Below are 14,230 nucleotides of genomic sequence, written 5' to 3' on the forward strand. Positions count from 1 at the left end.
CCTCCGCGGGAACGACGTGGTTTTTCCTATGAAGCGGGCTTATTCAAGCGCCCGAAATTATTCCGGACACCAGTGCGCGAAGGCGGGAACCCAAGTGTGCGTGCGCAGCCAATATCGCTCGCGTGGTTGGTATGCTGATGGATTGGGTTCCCGCCAAGGCGCCCGGCGAGGGCGGGAACGACGGCGGAATGCGACTGCAGCGGGGCTTACCGCGCCACTGCCGCCCCCACCGCCTCCTGCGCCGCCAGCGCCAGTTCGCGCCGGTGCGCGCCGACGCTCTCGAGCGGCGCCAGGCAGGCCAGGCGCGCCGTTACCGGCGGGCCCTGCAGGATCCTGAACAGGCTGTCGACGAAGCTGGTGTCGCCGATGTACTCGATCGACGGATGATGCCGGCCGGCGGCGTCGATATAGGCCAGCGCATACGGCTGCACCGGCACGCCGGCGTCGATCGCGGCCTCGAACAGGTTGGCGTGGAAGGGCAGCACCCCGCCCTGCAGGCCGGTGGTCCCTTCCGGGAACAGGGCGACCCGTTCCCCTTTTTGCAGCACCTCGACCAGTCCCTTGAACACGTGGCGCAGCTCGCGCCGGTTGCCGCGCGAGATGAACACGGTGCCGGCGCCGGCCGCCAGCCAGCCCATCACCGGCCACGAACGGATCTCGGCCTTGGCCACGAAGCGGCAGGGATCGAGGGCGTTGATGACGAAGATGTCGAGCCAGGACACGTGGTTGGCGACGACCAGCGCGTGCTCCAGCGCCGGGACGCCGCCGCGATGCTCGACCTCGACCCGGCACAGGCGCAGCAGGCGGCGCGACCAGCCGCGCGTCAGGCGCATGCGCAGCGGGGACGAAGCGAAGGGAAACACCAGCGCGCAGGTCGCCAGGCCCTCGCACAGGTGGACGACGACGCGCGCGAGGCGCCAGGCAAGGCGAATTTTCAAGATGCGAAAGGAGCGAAGGACGGCAGCTTCATGCGAGCCTTGCCGTCCGGTGTGAATCAGCGCTGGTACGCCACGCGGCCGCGCACGATGGTGGCCTTGACCTGGCCGGCCAGTTCATAGCCGAGGAAAGGCGTGTGCTTGCCCTGGCTGGCCAGGGTCTTGCCCTCCACCTTCCAGCGCGCGTTTGGATCGAACAGCACCACGTCGGCCGCGGCGCCGATGCCCAGGGTGCCGGCCGGCAGCCTGGCGATGCGGGCGGCGTCGCTGGTGATGCGGCTGAGCGCCAGGGCCAGCGCCTTGTCAGCATCCTGCTGGTCTTGAGCCCACTTGAGCGTGAGGCTGAGCAGCAGTTCCAGGCCGGTAGCGCCGGGCGAGGCTTCGCCGAACGGCAGCAGCTTCTCGTCGTCGTCGACCGGGGTGTGGTCGGAGCAGACCGCGTCCACGGTGCCGTCCAGCACCGCCGCGCGAATTGCATCGCGGTCGCGCTGCGAGCGCAGCGGCGGGGTCAGGCGCGCGTTGGAATCGAAGAAGCCGATGTCGGCGTCGGTCATGTGCAGGTGGTGCACGCCGACGTCGGCGCTGACGTCCAGGCCTTCTTTCTTGGCGGCGCGGATCAGCTCCAGGCCGGCGGCGGACGAGATGCGGCACAGGTGCACGCGTGCGCCGGTGGCGCGCATCAGTTCGAAGATCGTGTGCAGTGCGATGGTCTCGGACATCACCGGCACGCCCGACAGGCCCAGGCGCGACGCCAGCGGGCCGCTGTGGGCCACGCCGCCGCGGCCGATGTGGGCGTCTTGCGGACGCAGCCACACGGTATAGCCGAAGGTCTTGGCGTACTGCATGGCGCGCAGCAGCACGACCGTGTCCAGGACCGGTTCCTCGGCCTGGGCGAAGCCGATGCAGCCGGCCTCGGTCAATTCCGCCATCTCGGTCAGCGCCTGGCCCTTCAGGCCCACGGTCAGCGCGCCCAGCGGGTGCACATTGGCCTGGTCGAGCATGCGCGCGCGGTGCTTGAGCATCTCTACCAGGCCAGGCTCGTCGAGCACCGGATCGGTGTCGGGCGGGCACACCAGCGTGGTCACGCCGCCCTGCATCGCAGCCTGCAATTCGGACTCGAGCGTGGCCTTGTATTCGTAGCCCGGCTCGCGCAGGCGCGCCGACAGGTCGACCAGGCCGGGGGCGACCACCAGGCCCGCCGCATCGATGGTCTGGTCGGCGGTGAAGCCTTGCGGCGCAGTACCGAGGGCCGCGATCTTGCCGTCGACGATGAACAGGTCTTGCGCTGCGTCGATGCCGTTCGCCGGGTCGATCACTCGCCCGTTCTTGATATGAAGTTTCATGCGTGGGTTCCTGCCAAAATGCTCATCACCGCCATCCGTACCGCGATCCCGAAAGTCACCTGCGGCAGGATCACCGCCTGGGCGCCGTCCGCCACCGCCGAGTCGATCTCGACGCCGCGGTTCATCGGGCCCGGGTGCATCACGATCGCGTCCGGTTTCGCCAGCGCCAGGCGCTCCGGCGTCAGGCCATAGCTCTTGAAGTATTCCTGTGCCGAAGGTAGCAGCGCGCCGCTCATGCGCTCGTTCTGCAGGCGCAGCATGATGATGACGTCGACATCTTTTAGTCCTTCATCCATGTCCGTGAAGGTACGAACACCCATCTGGTCTAGACCACCCGGCAGCAGCGTGTGCGGGCCGATGGCGCGCACTTCGGGCACGCCCAGCGTGGTCAGCGCGTGGATGTCCGAGCGCGCCACGCGGCTGTGCAGGATGTCGCCGACGATGGCCACGCGCAGGTTCGTAAAATCTTTCTTGTAGTGCCGGATCGTGTACATGTCCAGCAGGCCCTGGGTCGGGTGGGCGTGGCGGCCGTCGCCGGCGTTGACCACGTGCACATCGGAGCGGGTACGGTTCAGGTGCTGGGCGATCATGTAGGGCGCGCCCGATTGCGCGTGGCGCACCACGAACATATCGGCGTGCATCGCGGCCAGGTTGTCGATGGTGTCGAGCAGCGACTCGCCCTTGGTGGTCGACGAGGCCTGGATGTTCAGGTTGATGACGTCGGCCGACAGGCGCTTCGAGGCGATCTCGAAGGTGGTGCGGGTGCGCGTCGAGTTTTCGAAGAACAGGTTGAACACGCTCTTGCCGCGCATGAGCGGGACCTTCTTGACTTCGCGGTCGGAGATGCCGACGAAGCTCGATGCGGTGTCGAGGATGTGGTCGATGTGCGACTTCTTGAGTCCCTCGATGGTGAGCAGGTGTTGCAGCTCGCCGTTCTTGTTCAGTTGCGGATTATTGTGCAGGGTCGGCATTGTCTTCTTCGATGGTCAGCGAGAGTTGGCCTGTTTCGTCGCGCTGCAGGCACAGCGACTGGTTTGCCGCGAGCGACACGCGGGTGCCGACGAAATCGGCCGCCACCGGCAGCTCGCGCCCGCCGCGGTCGGCCAGCGCGGCCAGTTTGATGCAGCTTGGCCGGCCGTAGTCGAACAGCACATTGATCGCGGCGCGCGTGGTGCGGCCGGTCTGCAGCACGTCGTCGACCAGCACCACCGTGGCGCCGTCGACGGCGAAGCGGATGTGGGTCGGCTTCACGTCAGGGTGCAGGCCCTTGCGCGCATAGTCGTCGCGGTAGAACGACACGTCGATCGAGCCCAGGCGGGCGGTGAGGTCGAGGTCGCGCGCCAGGCGTTCGGCCAGCCAGGCGCCGCCGGAATGGATGCCGACGACCGCGGCATCGGACACGCCGTCCAGGCCCGCGCGGACCTGGCCCAGCAGCTCGCGATAGAGCGCTTCGGCGTCGAGGTTGAGGTTAGAAGTTGGCATTAGGTGGGGAAAATGCGTCAAAGTATTGTTGCAGAATGATGGCGGCCGCCTTGTCGTCGATGACGTCGCCGCGCTTGGACGCGATCACGGCCGACGAATAGCGCTCGTCGACCAGCTCGACCGGCAGGTTGAAGCGGCCATGCAATTGATTGGCGAAGCGGCGGCTGCGCAGGGTCATGTCGTGCTCGGCGCCATCGGGATGGCGCGGCTCGCCCACCACCAGGCGCGCCGGCGACCACTCGGCGATCAGCTCGCCGATGATCTTGAAGCGGGTGGCGTTGTCGATGGCGGCAATGACGCGCAGCGGCTGAGCCTGCCCGGTCAGGGTGTTGCCCATGGCGATGCCGATCCGCTTGACGCCAAAGTCGAAGCCAAGAACGATGTCAACCATGCTGGTACGTCAGGTCAAGCATGGCCGGCTTCGGTGGCGAGCATGAAGGGATCGATCCCCAGCAGTTTGATGGCGGCGTTGTAGCGTTCCTCGATCGGCAGGTCGAACAGCACGCGCGCGTCGGCGCCCACCGTCAGCCAGCCGTTGCGCGAAAGTTCTTCTTCGAGCTGGCCGGGGCTCCAGCCGGCGTAGCCGATCGAGACCAGCATGCGCGCGGGGCCGCCGCCGCTGGCGACGGCTTCGAGCACGTCGATCGAGGTCGTGAAGGCGACGTCGTCGGTGACGTTGAGGGACGAGGAATAGCGTCCGCCCGGCGAGTGCAGCACGAAGCCGCGGTCGTCCTGGACCGGCCCGCCGAACATGATCGGCTCGTCGACCACGGTCGCGCGCAGGCCTTCGGCCAGCTTCAGGTCGACGCGGTCGAACAGCGTTTCCATCGTCATATCGGTCGGCTTGTTGATGACCACGCCCAGCACGCCCTTGTCGTTGTGCTCGCAAACATAGACGACAGTGCCGCCGAAGATCGGGTCCTGGATCGATGGCATGGCGATCAGGAAATGATTCGCAAGATTAAGCCCAGATGCTGCCGGACCGGCCTTGGCGAGCGATTCATCCTGCTCCCGGGGCATGCCCGGCATCGGTAGAGTTTTGCCAACTTTGGTTTTTTTCATACGGATACTCTCAAAAGGCGCACTCTTGCGTTAATACATGATCGACTGCCAACGTTCTGCAGCACAACGTTACGCTTTTCCCTAGTTTACACCCATTTGGCCGCAGGACCCTCGGAACCATCACGACGCACACACCACGATCCGATCCTAGACAGTAAAATCTGCTCCCGCCTTGACCCTGCACACAATGATGAATTTGAGCAAGTCTTTAGTCTGGTTCCGGCGCGATCTGCGCGCATTCGACCACGCCGCGCTGCACCACGCCTTGCGCTGTTCACAACAGGTGTTCTGTGTCTTCGTGTATGACACCGACATCCTCGACGGCTTGTCGCGCGACGATCGGCGCCTGCGTTTCATTCACGCCACCCTGGCCAGCCTGGATGAGGAATTGCGACGTCTTGGAGGCTACCTCATCGTGCGCCATGGCAGCGCCCGGGATGAGGTTCATGCGCTGGCGAATGAACTCGGCGTGGATGCGGTGCATACCTGTACCGACTATGAACCGGCAGCGATCGCGCGCGACACCGAAGTGGCGCAGCAGCTGGCGGCGCAAGGCCGCGCCTTTCACTCGTACAAGGACCAGGTCATCTTCGAGAAGGATGAAGTGCTGACCCTGGCGGGGCAATCGTACTCGGTGTTTACGCCCTACAAGAACGCCTGGCTCAAGCGGCTGGCGGCGCGTCCCGAGACGCTGGCGGCATATCCGGTCGATGCCTATGCGCATGCGTTCGCGCCGCCCGCCGCACCGTCCGCCCTGCCTGCGCTGGAAGACATCGGCTTCGAGGCCGGCGAACCGCCGCTGCCGGCCGGGATGGAAGGGGCCGAAGCCTTGTTCGAGGCCTTCGTGGAAGACATCGCCGACTACTGCCGCGCGCGCGACTTCCCGGCCGAGGATGGCACGTCGCGGCTGTCGACCCATCTGCGTTTCGGCACCACCTCGATCCGCCACCTGGTGCGCACGGCCCAGCAATTGATGCTGTCGGGCGCGGGCGGCACTGGCGCCTCGGTATGGCTGTCAGAACTCATCTGGCGCGACTTCTATGCGATGGTGCTGTCCCAGAACCCGCACGTGGTCGAGCGCTCCTTCAAGCCGGCCTTCGACGCGGTGCAGTGGGACATTGGCCCGGACGCCGATGCGCTGTTCACGGCCTGGTGCGAGGGCCGCACCGGTTATCCGCTGGTCGATGCGGCCATGGTGCAGCTGAACACGACCGGCTTCATGCACAACCGGCTGCGCATGGTGACGGCCAGTTTTCTCACCAAGGACCTCGGCATCGATTGGCGGCGCGGAGAATCCTATTTCGCCCTGACGCTGAACGACTACGAGCTGGCCTCGAACAACGGTGGCTGGCAATGGGCGGCGTCGACCGGCTGCGATGCCCAGCCCTGGTTCAGGATCTTCAATCCGGTGACGCAATCGACACGCTTCGACGCGCGCGGGGAATTCATCCGGCGCTACCTGCCGCAACTGGCGAAGCTGGATGCGAAGCAGATCCACGCGCCCTGGCTGGTCAAGCCGGAAGCGCTGGCCGAGCGCGGCGTGGTGCTGGGCCAGGATTATCCGGCGCCGGTCGTGGACCACGACGCGGCGCGCAGGCGCACGCTGGAGCGGTTTGCGGTGGTGAAGAAGACGGTTGGTGTTGAGGGGGATGCGGGTGACGATTGATGGTGGTGGCTGGGTGTGTTGACTTGGGGGGAACACTGCCAGTGGCAGTGTTCCCGCCTGCGCGGGAACGACGGTCTTAAGGTTGGCAGTACAAACGACCAGGCGGCGTGCTTTCACCTGCTGCCGTCGCACGTCGTTCCCGCGAAGGCGGGAACCTAAGTCCGTCACCCAGCCACCACATCACGCCCCGTCGCGATTCAACAACCCCTCAATCGCCGCCAACAGCACCGACTCCTGATACGGCTTGCCGTAATAAGCATTCACCCCCAGCCCCAGCGCCACATTGCGGTGCTTGTCCGCCGTGCGCGAGGTGATCATGATGATCGGGATGTCCCTGGTGGCCTCGTTGCCACGCACATTGCGCGTCAGATCGTAACCGTCCATGCGCGGCATCTCGATATCGACCAGCATCAGGTCGGGCGCGCCCTGCGCAATGAGTTCGAGGGCCTCGACGCCGTCCTTGGCCAGCTGCACGCGATAGCCTTCGCGCTCCAGCAGGCGCTGGGTCACGCGGCGCACCGTGAGCGAGTCGTCGACCACCATCACGGTCGGGCGCCGCACCTGGCGCGCCACTTCCGTCTTCACCTGCGCGGCAGCCTGCGGCTGCTGCGCCAGCGCCAGCGGATCGAGGATCAGGACGATCTCGCCCGACCCCAGCACCGTCGCGCCGGCGATGCCCGGCACCCTCGACAGCTGCGGGCCGATGTGCTTGACCACCACCTCGCGGTTGCCCAGCACCTCGTCCACGCGCAGCGCGATGCGGCTGGCGCCGCCGTTCAGCACCAGCACCGGTGTCGAGCGCTGGTTCGCGGTGCGCTCGTCCTCGTCCTCGTCCTCGTCCTCGCCCAGCAGGCCGGGCAAGGCGTGCAGCGCCAGCGTCGCGCCGGCCAGGGAAATATGGCCGGCCTCGATCGCCGCCGCCAGATCCAGCGCGCGCACCTGCTCCACCCGCTCGACCAGGGTCGACGGCACCGCATGCGTGCGCCCGCCGGCCGTCACCAGCACGACCTGGGCGACAGCGAGTGTCAGCGGCAGCGTGATCGTGAATTGCGCGCCCTGCCCCGGCTCGGACGTCACCGCCACCCGTCCGCCCAGCGCCTGGGCTTCGGAGCGCACCACGTCCATGCCGACGCCGCGGCCGGCCAGCTCGGTCAGCGTGTCCGCCGTCGAGAAGCCCGGTTCGAAGATCAGGTCCGTCACGTCCTGGTCGGACGCGTCTTCGCCGTCGGCCAGCAGACCGTTGGCCTGCGCCTTGGCGCGGATGCGCTCCAGGTCCAGACCGGCGCCGTCGTCGCCGAACACGATCATGACTTCGTTGCCGTGCTGGCTGACCTGCACCAGCAGTTCTCCCGTCTCCGCCTTGCCCGCTCCCTGGCGCGCCGCGCGCGGCTCGATGCCGTGCACGATCGCATTCCTCAGCAGGTGTTCGAAGGGCGCGGCCATCTGTTCCAGCACGCCGCGGTCGATCTCCACGGCGCCGCCGCGGATATCGAGGTTGACGCGCTTGTCGGTTTCCTTGGCGGTCTGGCGCGCGACGCGGAACAGGCGTTCCGACAGGCTCGCGAACGGCACCATGCGCACCCGCATCAGGTCGCGCTGCAGGTCGCGCGTCATGCGCGCCTGGCTGGCCAGTTCCTCGTTGGCGCCGTCGACCGTGCGCGCCAGACTTTCCTGGAACGAGGCGACATCGTCGACGCTCTCGGCCAGCATGCGCGTCAGTTCCTGCAGGCGCGTGAAGCGGTCGAATTCGAGCGGATCGAATTCGCGCTCGCCCGAGATCGACAGCTTTGATGCGATCTGCGATTCGGCCTGCATCTCGATCTCGCGCAGCTGGCGCCGCAGGCGCGCCACGTTGTCCGAGAAGTCACCCAGCGAACCCTTGAGCGCGCCCATCTGGTTTTCCAAGCGCGAGCGCGTGATCGATACCTCGCCGGCCTGGTTCACCACGCGGTCGAGGATGTCGGCGCGCACCCGCACCAGCGGCGAACGGACCGGCTCGGCCGGCGCCGGTGTGTGCGCTTGCGCCTGCTCCGGTGCGGCTTCTGCCTGGGCCGGTTGCTGCAACGCCTCGAACAGCAGCATCGCCGCGTCGTAGTTGGCCAGCAGCTCGTCGAAGGCAGTGGCCGGCAAGGTGGACGTGCCGGCGTGGACCATGTTCTCGATCTGGGTTTCCAGCTCGTGCGCGTGCTGGCCCAGGCGCATCGCGCCGGCCATGCGCGCGCTGCCCTTGACCGTGTGCAGGTCGCGCTGCATGCCCTGCGCGATCGTGGTATTGGTCGGCGCCGAGTGCCACTGGCGCAGGTCGTGGCCGATGCGCGGCAACAGGTCCGCAGCCTCTTCCAGGAATACCGGCAGCAGATCCGGGTCGATCTCGTCGGCATAGCTGGCGCCGACCAGTTCGGGCTCGGGCTCCGACTCAAGTTCAGGTTCGGCCTCCGGCACCGCTTCGGCCAGCACCGCTTCGTCAGGGGTGACGGCCACGAAATCGGCTGCCCGCGCGGCATCCGGCGCGGCTTCCTGCCCCTGCGGAGCTGCCTGATCAAGTTCCGGTGCGGCGAAGGTATCGTCGAGGAAAGAATCGAACAGGTCGTCGATATCGTCGGTCACGGCCGTCTTCGGCGCGGCCTCTGGCGCCTGGCGCGCTTCGAATGCGGGCGGCGCGGCCAGCAACTGCTCGTAGGCGGCCGCGAACAGCGCGTCGAGCTGGCTGGCCAGGGCCGGATCGGCCTCGCCATACAAGGCGGCCGCCTGCTGGCTGGCCAGGCGCTCGCGCAGCGTCGCCAGCTGTTCCACCAGGTCGGGCTGGCCGGGGGCCAGCTCGCCCAGGGTGAACACCTGCAGCATGGTGCGCATGCGCGACAGGGTCGCATCGAACAGCTCGAACTGGGAGTCCTCGAGCTTCGTGCCCGGCGCCGCCAGCTTCTCGAGCGTCGTCTCCAGCTCGTGCGCGAGGTCGCGCAGGGCACCGTAGCCGACCGTGGCCGAGGTGCCGGACAAGGTATGCGCCGCCATCACCGCGTCCTGCACCACCTGCTTGTCCAGGCCGCGGCGCAGCGCGTCGAAGCCTTGTTCGAGGGTGGCGCACAGCGTCTCGGTTTCACCCAGGTAGACGTCGTGCAGCGCCTGCGGGATGGCCAGGTCGCCGACGCGCTTCACGCCATCGTCGCCCTGCATCTCCAGGGGTTCGTCGAGCAGCGGAATGTCGTCGAGCGCCGGCGCTTCGATGATGTCGTCCAGCACCAATGGCTCTTCGGTCAGTGGCTCGAACGGCCCGCCCTCCTGCACCCTTCCGGCAGCCTCGATCAGCGCCGCCCCATCGCGGTCGGGCGTGCGGCCGGCGGCCAGCTCGGCCACCCAGGCATCGAGTTCGGCATAGGCATGGGCCAGCAGGGCCAGCAGGTCGGCGGTGGCCGAACGGCCGTCGGCCAGCCACACGTTCATCACGCGTTCGATGGCGGCGGCGGTGGCAGCGAAGGCCTCCAGGTCCACCATGCGGCTGCTGCCCTTGAGCGTATGGAAGGCGCGGCGCAGCTGGGTCAGGATTTCCTGGTTGGACGGCTCGTCGGCCGCGCGCGGCAGCGTTTCGACCACGAAGGCCAGCACTTCCTGCGCTTCGGCGATGAAGATGCCGAGCAGTTCGGCGTCGACACCGTACGCGATCTCCTTCGCCGGTTCAGCCACCGGCTCAGCTTCGGCCGGAGCCTCGACGAACTCGAACGGCAGCTCGCGCAGCAGCAGCTTGTCGAGGTCGAAGGTAAAGCGGCCGCGCGCGGCCTCGCTGTCCTGGGCCAGCAGGTCGGCGAAGAAGCCGAGCGCGCCGATGTTCTGGGCGATGTTGTGGAGCGACGCGTGCTGGTCGGTCACGTCGGCCTCACTGGCGGCCAAGGCCCGCACCGCTTCCTCGACGTGGCGCACGGCCAGCACCGCCTGGTCCTGGTCGAGGATGGCGAACGCTCCCTGCAGCTGGTGCAGGATAGGCGCCGCCTGCCCGAGTACCTGGCGTTTCGAGGGGTCGTCGTAGTAATCGTCGAGCAGCTTCTCGATCTGGCGCAGGCCTGCCTTGACTTCGTTCGCCAGCACGGCCACGGTCTGGCCCTGCTGGATCTGGCGCGCCAGCTCGCCTTGCCAGTGCGGGGCGTCGGGTGGCGTCTCACCGGCGGCCAGCGCCAGCAGGCGCGCGCCGACGGCTTCGGCATTCTCGGAGAAATCGTCGGGCAGCTGGCGCAGCTGGTCCAGGCCGTTCTCGACGAACAGCATGGCGGCCGCCATCTCGAGCCCGAACTGGTCGTCGCGGCCCGACTGCACCGAGTCGCTGGCTGCGCGGCCCAGTTCGCGCAGCAGCTGGGCCAGCGCGGGGGCGCCCAGCTTTTCGCTGGCGCCGGCCAGGCGTGCCAGCGCGTCGTTGAAGTCGCTCTCCACCTGGGCGTCGGGCTTGCCCTCGCCGGCGATGCGGTCCCAGTCCGACTTGGTGCGTGCCAGCGCTTCGCGCGCCTCTTGCAGGGCTTGCGGGTCGAGCTTGCCGTAGCGGCGCTCGGCATAGTCGGGCGGCACGGCGCCATCCAGGCCCAGGGCCTGGCGCAGCGCGCGCGCCTCCGGTCCCGGTTCGCGCGCGGCGGCGATGAAGAACAGCGCGTCGCGCAGCATCGCTTCCGGCGCGTCCGTCTCGCCCTTGACCAGGCGCCGCAATTGCAGGTTGACCTGGCCGAACAGCTGCTTGATGTAGAGATCGCTCTCGACCTGGCCGTCGGCCACCACGGTGGCGCAGGCATGCATCGCCTGCCAGAACAGGCGCGCGCGCCCTTCGGCTTGCGTCGCTGCGATCGGCGCGATCGCGGCCACCAGGTCGGCGGCGGGATTCTTTCGCCCGGCGTCGTCCTCGGCCTTCAGGTAGGGCAACAAGGCTTTTTCGAATCGGCCACGGCAGGCCGCGATATCGACCTGGTCGTCACCCTCCGGCGCCGGCAACCCGGGCAGCACCGACAGGTCGAGCGGCATCAGGTCGGATGGATGCACCTTGCGCTCGCCCTGGCGTTCGACCATGTCGCGGTAATACGGGAACAGGCGCGCCGGCTGTTGCGGCATGCCGGCCAGCAGTTCGTCGAGGTATTCGCCGAGCGCCCCGAAGGCGTCCAGCACCACCTGCACGCTATCCACGGTGCATGGCAGTTCCCCATTCTTGAAGCCATCGAGCACCGCCTCGGCCGCGCCGGTGTAGACCCCGACACCCTCGACGTCGACCAGCTGCAGGGCGCCGTGCGCCTGGTGCAGGTGGGTCTTGGCGTGCAGCAGCAGGGTAGGCTGGGCCTCCGGCGAACGCCCGGCGGCCTCGCGCAAGGCGGTGGCCGCGCGCGCAAGGGCGTCGCGGATTTCGCCGATGACCCAGGACAGCGGGCCGGTGTCGAAGCTGGAACGTTGCAAGGTCGGGATCGGGGTAGCCATGGGCCGCTCAGGATACCACGCGGAAGCGCGACACCGAATCCTTGAGCTCCTGGGCCAGGGTGGCCAGTTCATGAATCGACTGCGCGGTCTGGCGGGTACCCTGCTGGGCATGTTCGGTCATGGAGAGAATCTCCTGCATCTTGTCGGCCACGCCGGTGGCCTTGGTGGCCTGGCGCTCGGTGGCGTGCGACATGTCGCCGATCAGTTCACCCAGGCGGTTCGACACGCGCGAGATGTCCGACAGCGCGGCGCCGGCGGCGTCCGACAGGCGCGCGCCCTCGACCACACCCTGGGTCGATTTTTCCATGGCGGCCACCGCGTCGTGGGTGTCGGTCTGGATGGTGCGCACCAGCGCGCCGATCTGCTTGGCCGCCTCGCCCGAGCGTTCCGCCAGGCGCTGCACCTCTTCGGCCACCACCGAAAAGCCGCGACCGGCCTCGCCGGCCGATGCGGCCTGGATCGCGGCGTTCAGCGCCAGCACGTTGGTCTGCTCGGTAATGTCCGAGATCAGCTCGGTGATCTCGCCGATCTCTTGCGAGGATTCGCCCAGGCGCTTGATGCGCTTCGAGGTTTCCTGGATCTGGTCGCGGATTTCCTGCATGCCGCGAATCGCGTTCTGCACCGCGGTTGCGCCCTGCTCCGCCGCCGCCACCGACTGGCGCGCCACATTGGCCGACTCGAAGGCCGAGCGCGACACGTCGGTGATCAGGCCGGCCAGGCGTATGGTGGTGCTGGACGCTTCCTGGATCTCGCTCGACTGCCGTTCGGCCGCGCCCAGCAGCTCGGTCGAGACCTGCTGCGCGCCGTTCGAAGCGCGCGCCACCTGTTCCGAAGTCTTGATGACACGCACCACCAGCTCGCGCAATTCCTCGACCGTGTAGTTGACCGAGTCGGCGATCGCGCCGGTGATGTCTTCCGACACCGTGGCCTGCACCGTCAGGTCGCCGTCGGCCACCTCTTGCAGCTCGTTCATCAGGCGCAAAATCGCGGCCTGGTTCTGGTCGTTGGTGGCCTTGGCTTCTTCTTCCTTGGCCTGGGCCAGCTGGCGCATCGCTTCCGCTTCGCGGCGGCGTTCCTCGGCGGCGCGCGCACGGGCGGCGGCATCGTTCAGCATGGCGCGCGAGATGGCCAGCGCCGCGACAAGGGTGAACAGGGCGGCGACGACCGTCAGCCAGAACCAGCCGCTGGTGCCGGCCTGGTCGCGTTGGTAGTCGCCGTGCAGCTTGGCCAGCATGACGCGCAGCTGTTCGCTGTCGCGCGAGATCACGCGCTCGGCGGCGCGCGCACTGGCGTAGTTGGTGAGATTGCCCAGCAGCGGGGTGATGGTCTTGACGTATTCGTCGAAGCTGTCGCGGGTGCGCGCCAGGCGCATGCGCTGTTCGAGGTCGGTCAGCGGCGCCAGGCCCAGCTTGCCGCCGCCGTCGAGCAGGCCGTCGACGATCGCGCGCAGCGACTCGATGTCGCCCATGATGTAGGTCACCGCGTTCTGGGCCGAGCCCGGGGTGGTGAAGGTCTGGGTGCCGGCCGACAGGCGCTGGGCGAGCGACTGCATGCTCAGCGCCGCCACCTGGCGCCGGGCGTCGCTCGACTCGTCCCTTTGCAGACGCTCGGCGATCGCGGTTAACTCTGGCCCCACCTCTTCATACTGGCGCAGGCTGACGCCGAAGGCCAGCAGGTTGCGCTTGTTGGCGATGATGCTGGCGGCCGCCTTGGACGAGGCGTTCCACAGCACGATCGCCTTTTGCAGGTCGTCGGCGCGCTGGCCGCTGGCGGCCGGGATGCGGCCGGTCGGCGACTGGCCGCCGCGCGCCAGCAGGTCCAGTTCGCGGCCCAGCTGGGTGCGGCTGTCTTCGAGCTGGTCGAAGGCGGCGGCATCGCCGCGCAGCGCGATCGGCGCCGCCTTGGCGAAACGCTGGGAGTGCATCACGGCGTCGCCGGTCACCTGGCTCTGGCCGGCCAGGCGCGCGTCGTGCGCCGAATTCTGCCAGGCCGCCAGCATGGTCAGCAGCACGCCGCCGACGAAGACGCCCAGCAGCAGGTTCAGGCGGCCGGGCTGGAACTGCACGCCGATCGGCGCGGCGCGCAGGTCGCCGGCGCTTTCCGCTGCCAGCGCCTCGCTCGCGCTGCGGCTGCGAAAGCCCCCGAGCCGGCGCGCGGCCGCGGCGGCCGAACCGCCGCTGTCGGCGTCCTGCGGGGACTCGCCTGGCGCGGCCGCATCAATGGCGGCATCGTCCTTGGCGAAAAAATTCGTGGTCAGTTTCGAAGCGAATCCCATTGCTACTCCCTGTTGCCGCTGTAGTGAT

The 14,230-nt window shown here is 67.9% G+C and carries 9 protein-coding genes; 1 reads left to right on the forward strand and 8 read right to left on the reverse strand.

Going from position 1 to position 14,230, the window contains the following annotated elements:
• Window positions 1-206 precede the first annotated feature (206 nt).
• From SOM61_RS04920 to SOM61_RS04945, 6 genes are read right to left on the reverse strand one after another with little or no spacing between them, the layout of a single operon-like run.
• Window positions 207-938 (reverse strand): lysophospholipid acyltransferase family protein, encoded by a 732-nt coding sequence (locus SOM61_RS04920; protein WP_320473074.1) that lies wholly within the window; start codon window positions 936-938, stop codon window positions 207-209.
• Between the two features lie 56 nt (window positions 939-994).
• Window positions 995-2,278, reverse strand: a complete 1,284-nt coding sequence (locus SOM61_RS04925; protein WP_320473075.1) for a dihydroorotase — start codon at window positions 2,276-2,278, stop codon at window positions 995-997.
• Entirely contained in the window at window positions 2,275-3,249 is a 975-nt protein-coding gene (locus tag SOM61_RS04930; RefSeq protein ID WP_320473076.1) for an aspartate carbamoyltransferase catalytic subunit, read from the reverse strand. The genes SOM61_RS04925 and SOM61_RS04930 overlap by 4 nt, the downstream gene beginning before the upstream one ends.
• A complete protein-coding gene (gene pyrR / locus SOM61_RS04935) occupies window positions 3,230-3,760 on the reverse strand; it encodes a bifunctional pyr operon transcriptional regulator/uracil phosphoribosyltransferase PyrR (protein ID WP_320473077.1) in 531 nt (176 codons plus the stop codon). The genes SOM61_RS04930 and pyrR overlap by 20 nt, the downstream gene beginning before the upstream one ends.
• A complete protein-coding gene (ruvX, locus tag SOM61_RS04940; RefSeq protein WP_320473078.1) occupies window positions 3,747-4,151 on the reverse strand; it encodes a Holliday junction resolvase RuvX in 405 nt (134 codons plus the stop codon). The genes pyrR and ruvX overlap by 14 nt, the downstream gene beginning before the upstream one ends.
• Window positions 4,152-4,165: 14 nt before the next feature.
• Window positions 4,166-4,789 carry a YqgE/AlgH family protein gene (locus SOM61_RS04945; protein ID WP_414674943.1) on the reverse strand — a complete coding sequence of 208 codons (624 nt, stop codon included), beginning with the start codon at window positions 4,787-4,789 and terminating at the stop codon, window positions 4,166-4,168.
• Between the two features lie 223 nt (window positions 4,790-5,012).
• On the opposite strand from SOM61_RS04945, the gene SOM61_RS04950 reads away from it, so the two are divergent.
• Window positions 5,013-6,488, forward strand: a complete 1,476-nt coding sequence (locus SOM61_RS04950) for a cryptochrome/photolyase family protein (protein WP_320473079.1) — start codon at window positions 5,013-5,015, stop codon at window positions 6,486-6,488.
• Window positions 6,489-6,668: 180 nt separating this feature from the next.
• On the opposite strand, the gene SOM61_RS04955 is transcribed toward SOM61_RS04950, so the two are convergent.
• Window positions 6,669-11,927, reverse strand: coding sequence for a hybrid sensor histidine kinase/response regulator (locus SOM61_RS04955; protein ID WP_320473080.1), 5,259 nt, complete (start codon window positions 11,925-11,927; stop codon window positions 6,669-6,671).
• A gap of 7 nt (window positions 11,928-11,934) precedes the next feature.
• Entirely contained in the window at window positions 11,935-14,202 is a 2,268-nt protein-coding gene (locus SOM61_RS04960) for a methyl-accepting chemotaxis protein (RefSeq protein ID WP_320473081.1), read from the reverse strand.
• Window positions 14,203-14,230 lie beyond the last annotated feature (28 nt).

Source organism: Massilia sp. CFBP9012 (genome assembly GCF_034045115.1).
Lineage (GTDB): Bacteria > Pseudomonadota > Gammaproteobacteria > Burkholderiales > Burkholderiaceae_D > Telluria.

Bases quoted from the DNA above. Each gene is read 5' to 3' on its own strand.
- SOM61_RS04955 (WP_320473080.1), bottom strand. From the start codon at position 11,927: ATGGCTACCCCGATCCCGACCTTGCAACGTTCCAGCTTCGACACCGGC.
- SOM61_RS04925 (WP_320473075.1), bottom strand. From the start codon at position 2,278: ATGAAACTTCATATCAAGAACGGGCGAGTGATCGACCCGGCGAACGGC.
- SOM61_RS04930 (WP_320473076.1), bottom strand. From the start codon at position 3,249: ATGCCGACCCTGCACAATAATCCGCAACTGAACAAGAACGGCGAGCTG.
- SOM61_RS04960 (WP_320473081.1), bottom strand. From the start codon at position 14,202: ATGGGATTCGCTTCGAAACTGACCACGAATTTTTTCGCCAAGGACGAT.
- SOM61_RS04945 (WP_414674943.1), bottom strand. From the start codon at position 4,789: ATGCCGGGCATGCCCCGGGAGCAGGATGAATCGCTCGCCAAGGCCGGT.
- SOM61_RS04950 (WP_320473079.1), top strand. From the start codon at position 5,013: ATGAATTTGAGCAAGTCTTTAGTCTGGTTCCGGCGCGATCTGCGCGCA.
- ruvX (WP_320473078.1), bottom strand. From the start codon at position 4,151: ATGGTTGACATCGTTCTTGGCTTCGACTTTGGCGTCAAGCGGATCGGC.
- pyrR (WP_320473077.1), bottom strand. From the start codon at position 3,760: ATGCCAACTTCTAACCTCAACCTCGACGCCGAAGCGCTCTATCGCGAG.